Here is an 18,391-nt window from a genome sequence, read left to right as displayed (position 1 = left end):
CTCCGGCGCCCGGCGCTCCGTTCACACCGCCGACGGCAGGTCCGGCGGCGGGTCCGGGGGCGCCCTTCACTCCCCCGGCACCGCCCTCTTCCGGGCCCGGGGCTCCGTTCACGCCGCCCGCACCGCCGGCCTCGGGGCCCGGTGCGCCGTTCACTCCGCCCAGCGCTGGGCCAGTGGCGGTGCCGAGGCTTCCGGTGGGGAGTGGCTTCGAGCCGCAGCCTCCGCAGACTTCGCAGCCGACGCAGGACGAGGCCCGGGCTGAGGCTCCTGCCGCGGACCCCGCCTCGCCTGCGGCCGGGCCGTGGGGTGCTCCGGCTCCGGCTCCCTCCTCGTCTCCGGCGAGTTTCACCCTGCCCGCGCCCGCACCGGCGCCCGCCCCTGCTCCGGCGCCTGCTTCTGAGGTGGCCGCTGCCGCGCCGGACGTCGAGGAGCCGGAGGAGTCCGGGAGCGGTGACCTGGAGAGCGGCGCCACGATGCGGTTCTCCGCTGTCGCCCTCAAGCGGGAGATCGCGGAGCGCGCCGCGGCGGTCGAGGAGACCGACAAGGCTGAGGAGGAGGACGCCGCCGCCGAGGAGGCTTTCGACACGGATGCCGAGGCCCCGGAGACCGAGTTGGCCGCGGAGAGTGACGCGGATGCCGACGGTACGGCCCACGCGGGCGACGACACCGACGAGGACAACGGTCTCGACGCGGACTCCTTCAGCGACGTTCCGCTGTCCGACGACGCCGACGACGAAGACGAAGACGAAGACGCCGAAGCTGCTGCGGCAGACGAGGAGTTGGCGGACGCGGACCTGACGGAGGCGGCCGACGCCGAGGCCGACGCCGACGCGACGGTGGAGCCGGAGCTTGCCGAAGTAGAGCCCGTGGACGCGGAGTCGACGGACGCGGAGCCGGTACACGCCGTTGCCGCCGGCGTGGAGCCCGCGGACGCGGACCTCTCCGACTCCGCACCCGCGGACGCCGTACCGGACGACGTAGAGGCTGACGCGGAACCCGCGGACGTCGCACCGTCGGACACCACCGAGGAAGCCGCGCCTCAGGACACCGCACCCGAAGACGCCGCCCCGCAGGACGCACCCCCGGCCGACGGGCCCCCCGCCTGGGCTCCCGCACCGGCGCCACAGCCCGGGATGCCGCCCCTGCCGCCGTCGTACCAGCCCGCCGCGCCCGCATCCGCGGCGCAGTGGCCCGCGCAGCCGCAGCCTCAGCCCGCGCCTCCGCAGCCGACCCCGGTAGCACCCGCGGAGCCGCAGCCCGCGGTCGCTCAGGACCTGCCGCCCGTGCCGCCGCAGCAGCCGCAGCAGCAGCCCTTCCAGCCGCAGGCACCGCAGCCCGCGCCCGCCTCCTGGACGCCGCAGGCCGCGCAGCCGCCCGCCGGCCCGGCCCCCACCCCGGCGGCCCCGGGCCCGCAAGGCGCGTACGGCTTCCCGCACCCCGGCGCCCCGACTCCGGCGCCCAACGCCCAGAGCGGCTACGGCTTCCCCCAACCGGGCGGAGCCCCCACGCCCAACCCTGAGGGCGGCTACGGCTTCCCGCAGCCCGGCGCCCCGGCCACCCCCACGCCCAACGCCCAGCCCTCCCCCGACCAGCAGGCCGGCTACGGCTTCCCCCACCCCGGCGCCCCCGCCACCCCGCAGGGCCACCCGGGCATCCCCCAGCCGCACCCGCAGGCCGACGCTCAGCCCCCGGCCCCCCCGGCACCTGCCCCCGCGCCCCAGGCCGCGCAGCCCCCCACTCCCCCGACCCCCCAGAGCGGATACGGCTTCCCCCAGCCCGGCGCCCCGGCCGCCCCCGCGCCCGATGCCCAAGGCGGTTACGGCTTCCCCCACCCCGGTGGAATCCCCGCACCCGCCCCCCAGCCCGGCGCCCCGACCCCCACCCCCAACGCCCAGGCCGGCTACGGCTTCCCGCACCCCGGCGCCCCCGCTGCCCCGAACGCCCAGCCCTCCCCCGACCCGCAGGGCGGTCACGGCTTCCCCCAACCCCCCGCCCAGCAAGGCCAGCCAGCCCACCCGGGCCACCCGGGCCACCCGCAGCCGGGCGCACCCCAACCGCACCCCCAAACCGACGCACAGCCCCCGGCCTCAGCCCCGGCCCCCTCAGCCCAGGCGCCGCAGGCCCCCGCCGACCCCCGCACCGGCACCGCCTGGCCCCAGCCCATCCAGCATGACCAGCGGCAGATGACCAACCCCGGTGCCGCGCCGCTCGGTTACACGGCTGCCGTGGAGCTGTCGTCCGACCGGCTGCTCAACAACAAGCGGCAGAAGGCGAAGAGCAGCCGTCCGGCCGCCCAGCCCTCCCGTTTCAAGATCGGCAGCAAGAAGGAAGAGGCCGAGCGGCAGCGGAAGTTGGAGCTGATCCGTACGCCGGTGCTGTCCTGCTACCGGATCGCCGTCATCAGCCTGAAGGGCGGCGTCGGTAAGACCACGACCACCACCGCCCTCGGGTCCACCCTCGCCACCGAGCGGCAGGACAAGATCCTCGCCATCGACGCCAACCCGGACGCCGGTACGCTCGGCCGCCGCGTCCGGCGCGAGACCGGGGCCACCATCCGTGACCTCGTCCAGGCGATCCCGTACCTCAACTCGTACATGGACATCCGGCGGTTCACCTCCCAGGCGCCGTCGGGCCTGGAGATCATCGCCAACGACGTCGACCCGGCCGTGTCCACGACCTTCAACGACGAGGACTACCGGCGCGCCATCGACGTGCTGGGCAAGCAGTACCCGGTGATCCTCACGGACTCCGGTACCGGTCTGCTCTACTCCGCGATGCGCGGCGTGCTCGACCTCGCCGACCAGCTCATCATCATCTCCACCCCGTCCGTCGACGGTGCGAGCAGCGCCAGTACGACACTGGACTGGCTGTCCGCGCACGGGTACGCGGATCTCGTGTCCCGTTCGCTCACCGTCATCTCCGGTGTCCGCGAGACCGGCAAGACGATCAAGGTGGAGGACATCGTCAGCCACTTCGAGACGCGCTGCCGTGGCGTGGTCGTCGTGCCCTTCGACGAGCATCTCGCCGCTGGTGCCGAGGTGGACCTGGACATGATGCGGCCGAAGGTCCGGGAGGCGTACTTCAACCTCGCGGCGATGGTCGCCGAGGACTTCGTACGCCACCAGCAGTCCCACGGCCTGTGGACCAGCGACGGCAACCCGCCCCCGGTGGCGGCCCCGCCGATGCCGGGCCAGCAGTACGCCCCCGGACAGCAGTACGCCCCGGGACAGCCGGTGCCCGGCCAACCCGCTCCCGGCCAGCCGTACCCGCCGCAGGGCTACCCCCAGCCCGGCCAGCCGTACGCCCCCGCCCCGCAGCCGGGTCAGCCGTACCCGCCGCAGCAGCCGTATCCCCAGCAGGGGCAGCCGCCGCAGCAGCCGTATCCGCAGCAGCCTCCGCAGCAGTAGCCCGTACGACCGAAGGGCGGCCGGTGCCCATCAGCACCGGCCGCCCTTCGGCGTCGTGGACGAAGAAGCGGCTACTCGGCCGCCGCGATCAGCTCACGGCATCGCTTGACGTCCTCGGCGATCTGCTCCAGCAGTGCCTCCAGCGACTCGAACTTCGCCTGGCCGCGGACGAAGGCCAGGAAGTCGACGGCCACGTGCAGGCCGTAGAGGTCGAGGCCCACGCGGTCGATGGCGTACGCCTCCACTGTGCGCTCGGTGCCGTCGAACTGCGGGTTGGTGCCGACGGAGATCGCGGCCGGCATCGCCTCGCCCTGCACGTGCAGCCAGCCGGCGTACACGCCGTCGGCGGGGATGGCGGTGTGCGGGAGGGTCTCGACGTTGGCCGTCGGGAAGCCCATCTCGCGGCCCCGCTGGGCGCCTCGGACGACCACGCCCTCCACCCGGTGCGGACGGCCCAGGATCTCGCCGGCGCCTTCGAGGTCGCCCTCGGCGATCAGTCGGCGGGTGAGGGTGGACGAGAACGGCTCGCCGCCGCCGGCGTCCCCGCAGACGAACAGGTCGACGACCTCGACCTCGAAGTCGTACACCTTGCCCTGCTCGGCGAGGAACTCCACGTTCCCCGCGGCCTTGTGGCCGAAGCGGAAGTTGGGGCCCTCGACGACCGCCTTGGCGTGCAGCTTGTCGACCAGGACCTTGACGACGAACTCGGCCGGCGAGAGCTTCGAGAACTCCGTGGTGAACGGGAGGATCAGGACCGCGTCCACGCCCAGGTCCGCCATCAGTTCGGCGCGGCGGTGGTGCGGAGCGAGCAGCGGCGGGTGGCTGCCGGGGCGGACGACCTCGCTGGGGTGCGGGTCGAAGGTGACGACGACCGCGGGAACTCCCAGCTCACGGGCGCGATCCACGGCATGCCGGATGATCAGCTGGTGTCCGCGGTGGACTCCGTCGTAGGAGCCGATGGTGACGACGCTGCGCCCCCAGTCCTGGGGGATGTCCTCCAAGCCACGCCAGCGCTGCACTGTGACCGCTCCTCGTCGAACCCGTGTCCGTATGTACGGCTTACCTCTTACGCAGGTCTAAGGGTGCCATGCCGCGTCCCTCCGGCCCGCATCGGCATGGACGCTGTGACTCGACCCACGTGGGTCAGGCGGGCACCCCGACCCCGGCCAGGTTCTCGATCATGCGGCGGGTGCTGGGGCCGACGACGGCCGCCCACGGCTGCGGGGTGTCGGTCAGCCAGCCCGCCACGCGCGCGGCGAAGCCCGGGATCCGACGGCCCAGATCGACGAGCGCGCGGTCGAAGCGAGCCGCTCCGTCCGGGGTGCGGACGAGGAGGAGACCGATGCGATGGACGAGGTCGCGCAGACTGTCGCCGTCCTCTCCGTGGGAGGCAGTGGCGCGCAGCAGCGTGTCCAGTACGGCCGGCGCCCGCTCATGGCCCAGCAGGTGGGCGAGCAGTTCCCGCCGCAGGGGGCGCGAGTCCGGGGCTCCGGGGGTGGCCAGTACGGCGGCCAGCGCCGACCGCACCTCCTCGGGGCCGTCCTCCAGCAACCCTGTGACCAGCGGGAACAGCACGGCTCGGGTGCCCGGCCCCTGGTCCAGGCGCCGGTCGACGTACGCGGCCACGTCCGCCGCGGTCTCCGGGCGCTGCTCCACGGCCTCCCGCACGAGTGCGGCGATCCGACGGGCCGGCGTGGGCAGCGTGACGTCGGCGAGCGTGCGCAGCGCCTCTCCGGCGCCGGGACGGCGCAGCCGGGCGCGGAAGGCGTCGAGCACCGGCTCCGGGTGGGTGGTGAGGGCGGCGGCCAGGGCGCTCGGCGGGAACTGCGGGTCGCCGGCCGCGAAGTGGCCCAGGGCCTGCGGGAGATGACGGGCACGCGTGCGTGGATCGCGGACGAGGAGTGCGAGCGCTCCGCCGTGCAGGGTGCAGTCGGCGGGGCGGGCGAGGAGGGTGAGGGCGGCGTAGCGGAGCAGTTCGCGGTCGGCCTCGGTGGTCACGTGCGGAGCGGCGCGCAGGCCGTACGCCACCGCCGCGACCCGCCGGTCGGGCCGTTCGTCGTGCGCCCATCGGTCCACCGCCCGGCACACCGCCGACGGCTCGTCCTCCGCGAGCCCCGCCAGCAGTTCGTCGGCCCGCCGGTGCGCGCTGTCGACCAGCACCTCCGTCAGATCGTCCAGGGCCAGGCGCCGGTGGGTGTGCAGCAGGGCCTGCGCCGCCTTGGCGACGGTCGCGTGCGGGGTCGCGGGCAACGGGCGCTCGTCGTCGAACCAGCGGGTGAGATGCGGCTGTACGGCGGTGGGGGTGTCGGCGAGGAGTTGTGAGGCCGCGTCCAGGTAGCGGGGGGCGGTGTCCTGCGGGGGGCCGTCGGCCAGGACGAGTCGTCGCAGGAGGTCGAGGAGGGTCACCGGCGGGAGGGGGAGGGCCAGCCAGAAGGTGGGCGGGAAGTGGGAGGTGGTGGGGCGTTCACCCTCTTGTTCCTGGTCTTGTCGCTGTTCCCGCTCGCGGCCCCGCCAGTCGACCACCCGGTCCGCCAGCAGCCGCAGCACCCCCGTGTACGGGGTCGCGTCGGGCACCCGTAGCAGGGACTCGGTGAGGAGACGGGCCGCCCACCAGGAGTGCGGGTCGGCGTCCAGTGCCTGGATCAGCTCCTCCAGGCGGAGGGCGAGGCTCGGCGTGCCCTGCTGGCGGGCGAGGAGGAGCAGGGCCTGGACGACCGGGCCGATGCGGTGGTGCGGGACGGGGAGCGGGTGGTGGTCGGTCGGGTGGGTACGGCGGCGGTGGACGAGGGCGCGCAGCGCCTCGTCGAGGTCGAGGTGGACGCCTTGGATCCAGTCGGCGAGTTCCTCGTGGGCGAAGCGGTAGCCGCTGCCGGCGGGGACGAGGAGTCCCTCGGTGAGGACGGCGGAGGCCCAGCCGGTGCCGCCGCCGAGCCGGGTCGGGGCGGGACCCCAGGGGAACACCGCCTCGAACGACTCCCGGTCCAGTTCGCCCTGGCCGGGGCCGAGGCTGCGGCGGGCGGCCTCGTGCACCTGGCCGGAGACCCTGGCCGCGAGGCGGCGTACGGCGGTGCCGCGCAGGCCGTTCTCGGCGGCCAGGCGCACGGCGATACGGAGACACATCAGGTCGAGGTAGGCCGAGAAGACGTCGTCGCGGTCCACGCGCGCGTGCGGGGCGTCGGCGCCGGGGCGGGCGGCACGGACCTCGGCGAGGAGACGGAGGGTGAGGGGGTGGCGGGCGTCGGGGTCGCGCAGGGTGCCGTCCGGGATGCGGTAGCGCGCGCGTGCGGTGCGGGCCTCGTCCTCCTGGAGGTCGGTGAGGCGGACGCAGGGAGTCTCGGTCCTGCCCGTACCTCCATCGGGAGGCTCGCTCGCCCTGTCGACGCCATCGCCGTCAGCACCCCCGAACCGAGTACCCCCGTACAGCATCTCCCCCGGAAACGCCGCCCCCGCCGCCTCCCAGTACTCCGCCCGGCACGCCACCACCAACCGTGCGCCCGACTCGCGCAGCCACCGCGCGGTGCCGTCGGTCCAGCCGGGGAGGCGGTGGGCCAGCACGGGCGGCATCTCCTCGGGGCCGTCGAGGAGCAGGAGCAGGGGGCGGCCCGCGTCCCGGGACAGACGGGCGAGCCGGGTGGGGGTGAGGTCACCCAGGTCGCTGACGTGCGCGGAGCGGGCGGCGGCGACGATCCTCGCCGCGCGGGCCAGCGCCCGGCTCGCGGCGTCCGCGACCGAGGTGTCCTCGTCCCTCAGGTCGGCGCCGCGCAGCCAGAGGGTCGGCGCAGGGCAGGCGCCCCGGTCACGGCGGGCGGCGAGGGAGGCCAGTTCCGTCGTACGACCACTGCCGGGCGGCCCGACGAGCGCGAGGACGGCGGCCTCGCTCTCGGCGAAGGCGTCGAACTCCGCTGCGGTGGACGCCCGTTGGACCGGTTCCACCGCGCCGGTGCCGAGGGGGCCGACGGGGTCCGCCGCCGCCCCGCCGACATGTCCGGCGAGCGTCCCGGGTGGCCCGTCCTGGCCCACCGACGTGGCCGTCAGCTCCAGGACACCCGCCAGGTTGAGGTCGGTGCCGTACGCCGGGACGGTCGCCGCGTTCTCGGCGAGCAGGGCGGCGAGGGGGCCGTCCGGGGGCGGGAACAGGGGGACCGCGAAGCCCGCCTCGCGTCGACCGCTCTGCAGGGCGGTGCCCAGCACACCGAGCACCGCACCGGTCGCGGCGTCCAGCACGGGCCCCCCGGCCGCCCCGCCCCCGAGCCGCAGGGCGTCCTGCCCCGCCGTGCCGATCGCCAACTCCAGTACGCCGTGCAGGAGATGGAAGCGATCCGTCGCCGTGTACGTCACGGAGGCCGTCCCGAGCACCCGCGCCTCACGCCAGCGGCCGGCGGCGATCCGTACGTAGGCGCCGGTCTCCACCCCGTCCCGCCCGCCGACCGGCAGCGGGTCGACGCCCAGTCCCTCGGTGCGCACGAGCGCCAGGTTCAGCTCGGGCAGGGCGGTCACCGCGTCGGCGGTGACCACGCAGTGACGGTCCTCGGCGGCTTGGAGCAGCAGCCTCGGCAGTCCGTCGACGGTCTCGTGGCTGGTGATCACCGTGCCGTGGTGGTCGGCGACGAAGCCGGTGCCGCGCGGGCGTCCGGCGAGGTCGTGCACACGGACGAGCGCGTGGACCGGAGGGCAGTCCCCCTCACGGTCCGCCCCTGAGTCACGGAGGGTGTCCGGCGTTGGGTTGCCTGCCCGGTCCCAGCCGAGGGGCGGACCGGGCGTACCGCTCGGGGTCGGACGTGTGCGGGCGCCTGCGGCCCGCGAGCCCCGTCCCGCCATGGTCGAACCTCCCCGCCGTGCCCCTGCCCGTGCCGCGGGACCGCCTCTCGGCCGGCCGGACGACTCCGTCCGGTCCGTGGGACAGGCCCGTCTTCGACGGTAGGCACCGGCTGATCGGCGGGACAGATCGCGCGATGAACGCGCCCCCTTCCGCTCCCCCGGTTCACTCCGAGCGCCTGCCCGGACGGGTGAATGGACGGGGTCGGTTGGATACACCCTAGGGGTGGGGGAACCGAGGGGGGACCGTGGAGCGGCGGAGTACTCCGTGACCGCCGCTCCACGGGTGGACCGCCACTCGGCGGCTCAGCCGAACACGGCCAGGCTCTTGGCCTTGCCCTTCTGTTCCTCGACGAGGGCGAGAAAGCGGCCCTCGGGGTCGAAGACGGCGACCGCGCCGCGGCCCGCGTACTCGTCGGGCATCTCCAGGCGTACGCCGTTCAGCAGCAGCCGGGCTCGCTTGGCGTCCACGTTCCAGCGGGGGAACGCGGCCGTGGCGGCCTCGGCGATCGGCATGACCGTCAGCTCCTGCTGGTGCTGGTCCAGGGTCTTGGCCGCGTCCAGCTTGTACGGGCCGACGCGGGTGCGGCGCAGCGCGGTGAGGTGGCCGCCCACGCCCAGGTCCGCGCCCAGGTCACGGGCGAGCGCCCGGATGTAGGTGCCGGACGAGCAGACCACCGACACGACCAGGTCGAGGACGGGGGTGCCGTCCTCCGCGACCGCGTCCCGGACGTCGTACACCGCGAAGGACGAGATCCTGACCGGCCGCGCGGGGATCTCGAACTCCTCGCCCTCGCGCGCCCGCTTGTAGGAGCGCACGCCGTCGATCTTGATGGCGCTGACCTTGGACGGCACCTGCATGATGTCGCCGCTCAGCTTGGCGATCCCGGCGTCGACGGCGTCCCGGGTGACCTTCGAGGCGTCGACCGACCCCGTGATCTCGCCCTCTGCGTCGTCGGTCAGGGTCGTCTGGCCGAGCCGGATCGTGCCCAGGTACTCCTTCTCGGTGAGGGCGAGATGCCCCAGGAGCTTCGTCGCCTTCTCGACGCCGAGGACGAGCACGCCCGTCGCCATGGGGTCGAGGGTGCCGGCGTGGCCGACGCGGCGGGTCCTGGCGATCCCGCGCATCTTGGCGACCACGTCGTGCGAAGTGAAGCCCGACGGCTTGTCGACGATGACAAGCCCGTCGGGCGTGGTGCTCTTCCGGTTCATTCGGAGGTGTCGTCCTCGTCCTCGTCCGGCTTGCGGTACGGGTCGGCCTCACCGGCGTAGGTGGCGCCGGCCGAGACCTCGCGCACCTTCTCGTCGGACTGGCGGGCCTTGTCGAGGAGGTCCTCGATGGTCCTGGCGTTGTCCGGCAGGGCGTCGGCCACGAAGGTGAGCGTCGGGGTGAACTTCACGCCCGCCGCCGCGCCGACCGCGGAACGGAGCACGCCCTTGGCGCTCTCCAGTCCGGCCGCCGCCGCCGCTCGCTCCTCGTCGTCCCCGTACACCGTGTAGAAGACGGTCGCCTCCCGGAGGTCGCCCGTGACCCTGGTGTCCGTGATGGTGACGTGGGTGCCGAGCCGCGGGTCCTTGATCCCCCGCTGCAGCTTCTGGGCCACCACCTCCCGGATGAGGTCCGCCAGCCTCTTCGCCCGCGCGTTGTCGGCCACTGGTCCGTCTCCTTAAGTACTTATCTCTTGCTTCTGCTTCAGTCTTCGTCGCTGTGGAGCCTGCGTCGAACCGAGAGCAGTTCCACCTCGGGCCGCCCGGCGACCAGCCGCTCGCAGCGGTCCAGTACGTCGGTGAGGTGGCCCGTGTCCCCGGAGACCACCGCGAGCCCGATCTCGGCCCGGCGATGGAGGTCCTGATTGCCCGTCTCCGCCGCGCTCACCGCGTACTTGCGCTGGAGTTCGGCCACGATCGGACGGACGAGTGAGCGTTTCTCCTTCAGCGAGTGAACGTCGCCGAGGAGCAGATCGAAGGACAGAGTCCCCACATACATGTGTGTCCGGATACCCGCCGGTTCGGGGTACGGGCGCCGCTCTTGGACGCCGATACGGGAACCGTACACGCAACGGCCGGGGCCGATCGACGGATATTACGTCCGCCGATCGGCCCCGATCGCGTGCTACGACGATCAGCCGCGCGGCTTCTCGCGCATCTCGTACGTCGCGATGACGTCGTCGATCTTGATGTCGTTGAAGTTGCCGAGGTTGATACCGCCCTCGAACCCTTCGCGGATCTCGGTGACGTCGTCCTTGAAGCGACGCAGACCGGAGATGTTGAGGCTCTCCGCGATGACCTTGCCGTCGCGGATGAGGCGCGCCTTGGTGTTGCGCTTGACCTCTCCGGAGCGGACCAGGACACCGGCGATGTTGCCCAGCTTGGACGACTTGAAGACCTCGCGGATCTCCGCCGTGCCGAGCTCGACCTCCTCGTACTCCGGCTTGAGCATGCCCTTGAGGGCCGCCTCGATCTCCTCGATGGCCTGGTAGATCACCGAGTAGTACCGGACGTCGACGCCCTCGCGCTCCGCCATCTGCGCCGCGCGGCCCGCGGCGCGGACGTTGAAGCCGATGACGATGGCGTCGGAGCCGGTCGCCAGGTTGATGTCCGACTCGGTGACCGCACCCACGCCGCGGTGCAGGATGCGGATGTCGACCTCGTCGCCGACGTCGAGCTGGAGCAGCGAGGACTCAAGAGCCTCCACCGAACCGGACGCGTCGCCCTTGATGATGAGGTTGAGTTCCTGCACCAGACCGGCCTTGAGGGCCTCGTCCAGGTTCTCCAGGGAGAACCGGACACCCCGGCGGGCGAAGTTGGCGTTGCGCTCACGCGCCGCGCGCTTCTCGGCGATCTGGCGGGCCGTGCGGTCCTCGTCGACGACGAGGAAGTTGTCGCCGGCGCCCGGGACGTTGGTGAGACCGAGGACGAGGACCGGGGTCGAGGGACCCGCCTCTTCCACGTTCTCGCCCTTGTCGTCGAGCATCGCGCGGACACGGCCGTACGCGTCGCCGACGACCATGGTGTCGCCGACCCGCAGGGTGCCTCGCTGGACCAGGACGGTCGCGACGGCGCCGCGGCCACGGTCGAGGTGGGACTCGATCGCGATGCCCTGCGCGTCCTGATCCGGGTTGGCCCGCAGGTCGAGCGAGGCGTCCGCGGTCAGGACCACGGCCTCCAGCAGGCTCTCGATGTTGAGGCCCTGCTTGGCGGAGATGTCGACGAACATGGTGTCGCCGCCGTACTCCTCGGCCACCAGGCCGTACTCGGTCAGCTGACCGCGCACCTTGGTCGGGTCCGCGCCCTCGACGTCGATCTTGTTGACCGCGACGACGATCGGCACGTCGGCCGCCTTGGCGTGGTTGAGCGCCTCGACCGTCTGCGGCATGACGCCGTCGTTGGCCGCGACGACCAGGATCGCGATGTCGGTCGACTTCGCACCACGGGCACGCATGGCGGTGAACGCCTCGTGACCCGGGGTGTCGATGAAGGTGATCTTGCGCTCTTCGTCGTTGACCGAGGTCGTGACCTGGTAGGCACCGATGTGCTGGGTGATGCCGCCGGCCTCGCCCGCGACGACGTTCGTCTTGCGGATGGTGTCCAGCAGGCGGGTCTTACCGTGGTCGACGTGACCCATGACGGTCACGACCGGCGGACGCGCGACGAGGAACTCCTCGCCACCCTCGTCCTCGCCGAACTCGATGTCGAAGGACTCGAGCAGCTCGCGGTCCTCCTCCTCCGGGCTGACGATCTCGACGACGTAGTTCATCTCGCCGGCGAGCAGCTGGAGGGTCTCGTCGGAGACGGACTGCGTGGCAGTGACCATCTCGCCGAGGTTCATCATCACGGCGACGAGCGAGGCCGGGTTGGCGCCGATCTTCTCCGCGAAGTCGGTGAGGGACGCACCGCGCGACAGGCGGACGGTCTGTCCGTTGCCGCGAGGCAGCATCACGCCGCCGACCGACGGGGCCTGCATGGCCTCGTACTCCTGGCGCCTCTGCCGCTTCGACTTGCGACCACGACGCGCCGGACCGCCGGGACGGCCGAACGCACCCTGCGTGCCACCGCGGCCACCGGGACCACCCGGACGACCGCCGAAGCCGGGACGGCCACCGCCGCCGGGACCACCGGGACCGCCGGGACGACCGGCGAAGCCGCCGCCACCGCCACCGGGACCACCGGGACGACCGGCGAAGCCGCCGCCGCCACCGCCACCGGGACGACCGGCGAAGCCGCCGCCGCCACCCGGACGACCGCCGCCGCCACCGGGACGACCGCCGCCGCCACCGGGACCACGGCCACCGGGGCCACCGCCGCCGGGACGCGGGCCGGCAGCAGGACGCTGCGGCATCATGCCGGGGTTGGGACGCGGGCCGCCGGGGCCGCCGCCGGGACGGGGACCGCCCTGCGGACGAGGCATGCCGCCCGGGGTCGGACGCGAGCCACCCGGGGCCTGCGGACGGGGACCGCCCGCCGCACCCTGGGGACGGGGACCGCCCTGGCCCTGCGGACGCGGGGCGCCGCCGGGACGCTCACCGGGGGCACCGGGGCCGCCGGGACGCGGGGCGCCGCCCGGACGGGGCGCCTGCGGGCGCGCCATGCCGGTGGAGCCACCAGAGGTGAAGGGGTTGTTGCCCGGACGGGGACCGGCCGGACGGGCGCCGGGACGCGGGGCCTGGCCACCCGGACGCGGAGCGCCGGGACGGTCGCCACGGTCACCACGGCCCTGGCCGCCCTGACCGGGACCGCCGGCGGGACGCTGGCCACCCGGACGCGGAGCCTGCTGGCCGGCCGGACGCGGGGCGCCCGGACGCGGGGCGGAGCCCTGCGCGGGAGCCGGCGCGGCGGGAGCCGACGGAGGCGCCGTGAACTCGGGCGTGGTCGGAGCCGGGGACGCCGGCGCGGGGCGCGGCGCGGGCTTCGGGCCCGGGGTGGGACGGGGGCCGGAAGGCGCCGGCGCGGCGGGAGCCGCGGGCGTCTCGGCGGCGGCCGGCTTGGGAGCCGGCGGGCGCGGGGCGGCCGGACGGGCAGCCTGCGCCGGAGAGGGGGCGCCCGGCTTCGCCGGGGCAGCCTTGCGCGGGGCGGGCTTGCCGCCTCCGTTGCCCTGCTGGAGGGCGTCCGTCAGTTTGCGGACGACGGGCGCTTCGATGGTCGAAGACGCCGAACGGACGAATTCACCGAGTTCCTGGAGCTTGGCCATGACGACCTTGCTCTCAACCCCGAACTCCTTGGCGAGTTCGTATACCCGGACCTTAGCCACTTCGCTCCTTTTAGGTCCGGGTTGCGTCCGGACCGTCGCTACTTCATGGGCGTACTCATCGCGTGCTCATCGAGTGCTCATCGCAATCTCGACCTACTTCCAACTCGCGGGGTACCAGGGCCGCACGGGGGTTCCGTACGACGCTCCTTGCGGTGTTGCCTGCTCAGCAACTGTCTGTCTGCTCGACGTACTGGCGCAACGCCTTTACGTCGAGCGCTCCCGGGGCGCGAAGCGCCCGCGTGAACGCCCGGCGGCGTACCGCCTGGTCGAGACAGACCAGGGCGGGGTGCACATAGGCGCCCCGGCCGGGCAGCGTACCGCTTGGATCGGGGACGCATGCGTCCTTGATCGCCACGGTACGCAGCAGATCGGTCTTGGCCGCTCGCTGCCTGCACCCCACACAGGTGCGTTCAGGGCATGCGCGGGCGCGCGTCCGGCCAGACACTGCTAAGTCTACCTCCCCGTACCGACCTCACCCCTTTGGGGCAGGAATCGAACGGTTGTTGTCGTGATCTAAGCCAAGCTCGGCTTGGATCTATTCCCCGGCTTATTCCCCGGGCTGCTCGGTGTCGGGCCGGATGTCGATGCGCCAGCCGGTCAGACGGGCCGCGAGGCGGGCGTTCTGCCCTTCCTTGCCGATCGCCAGGGACAGCTGGTAGTCCGGCACGGTCACGCGCGCGGAGCGGGCCGCGAGGTCCACGACCTCCACCTTGGAGACCCGGGCCGGGGACAGCGCGTTCGCCACCATCTCGGCCGGGTCGTCCGACCAGTCGACGATGTCGATCTTCTCGCCGTTCAGCTCACCCATGACGTTGCGCACCCGGCCGCCCATGGGGCCGATGCAGGCGCCCTTGGCGTTGAGTCCGGAACGGGTGGACCGCACCGCGATCTTCGTACGGTGACCGGCCTCGCGCGCGATGGCGGCGATCTCCACCGAGCCGTCGGCGATCTCCGGCACTTCGAGGGCGAACAGCTTCTTCACCAGATTGGGGTGCGTGCGCGAGAGGGTGACGGACGGACCGCGCACGCCCTTCGCCACCCGTACGACGTACGACCGCAGCCGCATGCCGTGCTGGTAGGTCTCGCCGGGGACCTGCTCCTGCACCGGCAGGATGGCCTCCAGCTTGCCGATGTCGACGAGCACGTTCTTCGGGTCGCGGCCCTGCTGCACCACACCGGTGACGATGTCGCCCTCACGCCCGGCGTACTCACCGAGCGTCGCGTCGTCCTCGGCGTCGCGCAGCCGCTGCAGGATGACCTGCTTGGCGGTGGTGGCGGCGATACGGCCGAAGTCGGACGGGGTGTCGTCGAACTCGCGGGGCTCCTGGCCCTCTTCGAGGTCCTCGGGGTCTTCCTTCGCCCACACGACCACATGGCCGGATTCCCGGTCGAGGCGCACGCGCGCGTGGCGGTGGCTTCCCTCGGTGCGGTGGTAGGCGATGAGGAGGGCCGACTCGATCGCCTCGACCAACAGGTCGAAGGAGATCTCCTTCTCCCGTACCAAGCCCCGCAGGGCGCTCATGTCGATGTCCACGGCTACGCCTCCTCTTCCTTCTTGTCCTTGCGGTTGAACTCGACCTGGACGCGCGCCTTGTCGATCTCGGCGAAGCCGAGTCTGCGGCCGGTGGCCTTGCGGCCCTTCACTCCGGGCACCTCGACGTCCAGGCCGTCGTCGTCGACCGTGAGGATCCGGGCCACCAGTTCCCCGCCCTCGGCCAGCTGGAACTTCACCAGCCGGTCGACGGCACGGACGTAGTGCCGGTGCTCGGTGAGGAGGCGCTCCGCGCCCGGGGTGCCGACCTCGAGGGTGTACTCGCCCTCGCCCATCGCGTCCGTCTCGTCGAGCTTCGCCGAGAGCGCGCGGCTCACATCGGCGATGGCGTCCAGATCGGCGCCCTGGTCGGAGTCGACGACGACACGCAGCACACGCTTTCGTCCGACGGAGTCCAGTTCGATCTCTTCGAGATCCAGTCCCTGGGAGGTGACGAGCGGTTCCAGGAGCTCTCGCAGCCTCTCGCTCTGGGTGGTGCTCATCCGGGTGACTCCTCGGCCGCGTGTGCTGTTGTGGGAAGGTCGCGTGTCTGGTCAAAGGGTATCCGGTCCGAGGGACTGTTGCCGTCCATCGTGCGCCCCTCGGGGCCCGCGGGCGGTGCCGATGAGTGGCTCCGGACCGGCGCGCGGGTACCGTGATCACCGGCGGGGCCGCCCTCCCCGCCCGTGTGTTCGTACGAGCCCCCGAGGACGTCTGCCGTGCCGTACCCCCCGCCGCCGCGCACCCCCTCGGGGCCGCGCAGAAGAACCCTCCTCGCCTCGGCCGCCGGAGCCGCCCTCCTGGTGGGCTGCACCTCCGGATCCGGCGACTCCGACTCCGAGGAGAGCACCGGAGGCAGCCCGTCGGTCGCCGAGCGGGCACGCACGCGTGCGGCGCGGGACAGCCGCGGGATCGTCGAGCACTACGACGCCGTCCTCGCCGCCCATCCCACGCTCACGGACCGCCTGTCACCGCTGCGGGCGGAGGCCGTACGGCACGTGGAGGCGTTCGGCGCAACGGGGACGGCGGGCGCGACGCCTTCGGCATCGGAGTCCGCGTCGGCGAGCGGGACGGGGGCGCCGACGTCGGCCGTCGCCGTGCCGGTGAGCGAGAAGGACGCCCTGGTCGAGCTCGCCACCGCGGAGCGGGTGCTCGCGGACGCGCGGGCGAAGGCGCTGCTCGACATGCCGGGCGAACTGGCCCGGCTGCTGGCCTCGGTGGCCGCGGCCGGGGCGGCGCACGCCTATCTGCTGACGGAGGGGGCCAAGTGAGCGACAAGGAGGAGAAGCGGGCACTGACCGCGCTCCAGGCGGCCCTGGCGGCCGAGCACGCCGCCGTGTACGGCTACGGCGTCGTCGGCGGCCGGATCCGCGAGGGCCGGCGCACCGAGGCGCGTTCCGCCTACGACGCCCATCGCGCCCGGCGCGACGTACTGGTACGCGAGGTGCGGGACCTGGGCGGCAAGCCGGTCGCCGCGGCGGCCGGATACGCGCTGCCGTTCCCGGTGCCGGACTCGGAGGCGGCCGTACGGCTGGCAGCCGAGCTGGAGGACCGGGTCGCCGGGGTGTACTCCGACCTGGTGCGGGCAGCCGTGGGCGAGCGGCGCACGCTGGCCACGGAGGCGCTGCGGGAGGCTGCGGTGCGGGCGGTGCGCTGGCGCGGGGAGAGCGTAGCCTTCCCTGGTCTCGCCGAGCGGGCGGCGACGGCCACGGCCTCGGCTTCAGCCACGACCACGGCCGCGCCGGCTCCTACGGCGTAACGCGTACGGGAAGGGAAGATCTCGGGTATGGCTTTCGAACCGCCGCGGCGTCTGGTCAGGGCGCTCGGTGAGACGGCACCTGATGGTGACGACTGGTTGGAGAAGCTGCCCGAGGCGGCTCAGCAGGCCGTCGCGCTACGCGAGTTGAGCGTGGAGCGGGTGCAGGTGCCCGGCGGTCGCAGCAGCCTGGTGGTCCTGGTCCGGCGCGCCGACGGCACGCCCGCCGTGCTGAAGCTGGCCCCGCCGCGGTTCCGGCCGGAGGCGGAGCGGGCGGCACTGGCGCACTGGGACGGGCTGGGTGCCGTACAGCTGCTGGAGCCGTTCGCGGGGGAAGGCGTGCTGCTGCTGGAGCGGTTGCATCCCGATGTGTCGGTGCGGTCGCTCCCCGAGGCGAAGGCCTTGCTGGAGGCGGCCGGTACCTTGCGGCGGCTCTGGGTCGAGCCCCCTGTCGGCCACGCGTTCGAGACGGTGGCCGAGCGGACGGGGCGGCAGGCCGAGGCGATGCGGGCGACCGCGTCGGGCCTGGCCGAGGTCGGTCCGCTGGTCTCCGCCGCGGTGGCCGCGCGGGCGGAGCTGCTGGCCGAGCCGCCCGAGGAGCGGTTGCTGCACGGGACGTTCCGGCAGAGCAAGGTGCTGGCCGGGGAGCGGATGCCGTGGCTGGCGGTGGGGCCGGATCCGGTGGTGGGTGAGTGTGCGTTCGATCTCGCGCGGCTGGTGCGGGACCGGGTGGAGGACCTGATCGCCTCGCCGTCGGGGGCCTCGATCACTCGGCGGCGGGTCAAGCGGCTCGCGGAGTCGTTGGATGTGGATCAGGAGCGGTTGCGGGGGTGGACGCTGTTCCGGGCGGTGGAGTCCGGGGTGCGGGCGCTCAGGGTCGGCCGGGCCCAGGACGCGGAGCTGTTGCTGGAGTTCGCGGGCTGGTTGTAGCCGGGCCGCCGTGGGAACGGGAGCACGCCCCCCTGCCGAGAGCCTTCGCAGGGGGGCGTGGCGGGTCCGGCCGACGTGCCTCCCGAGCCTGCCGACCGGAGTCTCACGGGGGCGGTGCCTTCTCGCCGGGGCGCGGGGGCCGTGCCGGGGGTCGTGCCAGAGGTCGGGCCTCGGCGGGCCTGGTGAGCAGCATCCCCTCCAGCGCCAGCAGGCGGGTGTGCCGGCGCAGATGGGCCGCCTGTTCGGTGGCCGGGGGGCTGTCCGCGGCCAGGGGGTGGGGCGCGTACGGGGTGTGGACGAACAGCGGCAGGTCGGTCGGGTGCAGCCGCCAGGACAGCTGCCGCCCGCCCGCCTCGATGCGCAGCCGGTGGACGCCGTCGGGGCCCGCCTCGCTGTCGGGGGTGAGGACGGCGCTCGCGGGGTGCAGCGCGGCCAGCCAGGCCAGCAGGTGTGCGTGGTCGAGCCGGACGCGGGTCAGTTCCCGCTCGTAGGAGTCGGCGTGGCGCTGCCAGCGGTCGCGTTCCCGACGGCAGTCGTCCAGGTCGTGCCGGTCGGGGCGCGGCACGCGGCCGGACCGCAGGGCTCGGCACAGGGCGGCGGCCGTCCGTCCCAGCGGGCCGGGCGCCCCTGAAACGCGGGGGTCCTTCTCCTGGGACGGGGTGAGGGGAGGGGGCGTGGACATGAGGTACTCCGGTGACGGTGAA

Annotated in this window: 14 protein-coding genes; 4 read left to right on the top strand and 10 right to left on the bottom strand. The window is 73.6% G+C overall.

Translation table 11 applies throughout. The features are described 5' to 3' along the window. Positions 1 to 401: 401 nt before the first annotated feature. Entirely contained in the window at positions 402 to 3,407 is a 3,006-nt protein-coding gene (locus ACIHIX_RS42965) for an AAA family ATPase (RefSeq protein WP_399966046.1), read from the top strand. A 71-nt stretch (positions 3,408 to 3,478) separates the two neighbouring features. On the opposite strand, the gene ACIHIX_RS42960 is transcribed toward ACIHIX_RS42965, so the two are convergent. The 9 genes from ACIHIX_RS42960 to rimP form a co-directional block, all read right to left on the bottom strand. Then, entirely contained in the window at positions 3,479 to 4,426 is a 948-nt protein-coding gene (locus ACIHIX_RS42960; protein WP_399966032.1) for a bifunctional riboflavin kinase/FAD synthetase, read from the bottom strand. Between the two features lie 124 nt (positions 4,427 to 4,550). Beyond that, complete coding sequence (locus ACIHIX_RS42955) at positions 4,551 to 8,225, bottom strand: trypsin-like peptidase domain-containing protein (RefSeq protein WP_399966031.1); 3,675 nt, start codon at positions 8,223 to 8,225, stop codon at positions 4,551 to 4,553. A 303-nt stretch (positions 8,226 to 8,528) separates the two neighbouring features. After that, positions 8,529 to 9,434, bottom strand: a complete 906-nt coding sequence (gene truB, locus ACIHIX_RS42950; protein WP_399966030.1) for a tRNA pseudouridine(55) synthase TruB — start codon at positions 9,432 to 9,434, stop codon at positions 8,529 to 8,531. Continuing rightward, positions 9,431 to 9,877: a 30S ribosome-binding factor RbfA gene (rbfA, locus tag ACIHIX_RS42945; RefSeq protein WP_399966029.1), complete on the bottom strand. Its 447-nt coding sequence runs from the start codon at positions 9,875 to 9,877 to the stop codon at positions 9,431 to 9,433. Before rbfA ends, truB begins: the two co-directional genes overlap by 4 nt. A gap of 38 nt (positions 9,878 to 9,915) precedes the next feature. Beyond that, positions 9,916 to 10,209 carry a DUF503 domain-containing protein gene (locus ACIHIX_RS42940; protein WP_018531172.1) on the bottom strand — a complete coding sequence of 98 codons (294 nt, stop codon included), beginning with the start codon at positions 10,207 to 10,209 and terminating at the stop codon, positions 9,916 to 9,918. Positions 10,210 to 10,344: 135 nt separating this feature from the next. Beyond that, positions 10,345 to 13,470: a translation initiation factor IF-2 gene (gene infB, locus ACIHIX_RS42935; protein WP_399966028.1), complete on the bottom strand. Its 3,126-nt coding sequence runs from the start codon at positions 13,468 to 13,470 to the stop codon at positions 10,345 to 10,347. 163 nt (positions 13,471 to 13,633) lie between these two features. Further along, on the bottom strand, positions 13,634 to 13,915 hold the full coding sequence (locus tag ACIHIX_RS42930; RefSeq protein WP_079313065.1) for a YlxR family protein: 282 nt from the start codon (positions 13,913 to 13,915) through the stop codon (positions 13,634 to 13,636). A 102-nt stretch (positions 13,916 to 14,017) separates the two neighbouring features. Continuing rightward, entirely contained in the window at positions 14,018 to 15,004 is a 987-nt protein-coding gene (gene nusA / locus ACIHIX_RS42925; protein ID WP_399966027.1) for a transcription termination factor NusA, read from the bottom strand. Positions 15,005 to 15,006: 2 nt separating this feature from the next. Beyond that, complete coding sequence (gene rimP, locus ACIHIX_RS42920) at positions 15,007 to 15,504, bottom strand: ribosome maturation factor RimP (protein WP_399966026.1); 498 nt, start codon at positions 15,502 to 15,504, stop codon at positions 15,007 to 15,009. Positions 15,505 to 15,720: 216 nt separating this feature from the next. On the opposite strand from rimP, the gene ACIHIX_RS42915 reads away from it, so the two are divergent. Genes ACIHIX_RS42915 through ACIHIX_RS42905 form a run of 3 tightly spaced genes read left to right on the top strand, consistent with a single transcriptional unit; the run spans position 15,721 to position 17,687 of the window. Next, positions 15,721 to 16,272: a hypothetical protein gene (locus ACIHIX_RS42915; protein ID WP_399966025.1), complete on the top strand. Its 552-nt coding sequence runs from the start codon at positions 15,721 to 15,723 to the stop codon at positions 16,270 to 16,272. After that, a complete protein-coding gene (locus ACIHIX_RS42910; protein WP_399966024.1) occupies positions 16,269 to 16,760 on the top strand; it encodes a ferritin-like domain-containing protein in 492 nt (163 codons plus the stop codon). The genes ACIHIX_RS42915 and ACIHIX_RS42910 overlap by 4 nt, the downstream gene beginning before the upstream one ends. Positions 16,761 to 16,787: 27 nt before the next feature. Further along, positions 16,788 to 17,687 (top strand): aminoglycoside phosphotransferase family protein, encoded by a 900-nt coding sequence (locus tag ACIHIX_RS42905; RefSeq protein WP_399966023.1) that lies wholly within the window; start codon positions 16,788 to 16,790, stop codon positions 17,685 to 17,687. A gap of 103 nt (positions 17,688 to 17,790) precedes the next feature. Here ACIHIX_RS42905 and ACIHIX_RS42900 read toward each other — a convergent pair whose 3' ends face one another. Beyond that, positions 17,791 to 18,369, bottom strand: coding sequence for a hypothetical protein (locus tag ACIHIX_RS42900; RefSeq protein ID WP_399966021.1), 579 nt, complete (start codon positions 18,367 to 18,369; stop codon positions 17,791 to 17,793). Positions 18,370 to 18,391: the final 22 nt, after the last annotated feature.

Origin of the sequence: Streptomyces sp. NPDC051913 (assembly GCF_044593635.1) — a bacterium.
Taxonomy (GTDB): Bacteria; Actinomycetota; Actinomycetes; order Streptomycetales; family Streptomycetaceae; genus Streptomyces.
This window is presented reverse-complemented; position numbering and strand designations above follow the sequence as displayed.

Bases quoted from the DNA above. Each gene is read 5' to 3' on its own strand.
- ACIHIX_RS42955 (WP_399966031.1), bottom strand. From the start codon at position 8,225: ATGGCGGGACGGGGCTCGCGGGCCGCAGGCGCCCGCACACGTCCGACC.
- truB (WP_399966030.1), bottom strand. From the start codon at position 9,434: ATGAACCGGAAGAGCACCACGCCCGACGGGCTTGTCATCGTCGACAAG.
- ACIHIX_RS42940 (WP_018531172.1), bottom strand. From the start codon at position 10,209: ATGTATGTGGGGACTCTGTCCTTCGATCTGCTCCTCGGCGACGTTCAC.
- rimP (WP_399966026.1), bottom strand. From the start codon at position 15,504: ATGAGCACCACCCAGAGCGAGAGGCTGCGAGAGCTCCTGGAACCGCTC.
- ACIHIX_RS42905 (WP_399966023.1), top strand. From the start codon at position 16,788: ATGGCTTTCGAACCGCCGCGGCGTCTGGTCAGGGCGCTCGGTGAGACG.
- ACIHIX_RS42900 (WP_399966021.1), bottom strand. From the start codon at position 18,369: ATGTCCACGCCCCCTCCCCTCACCCCGTCCCAGGAGAAGGACCCCCGC.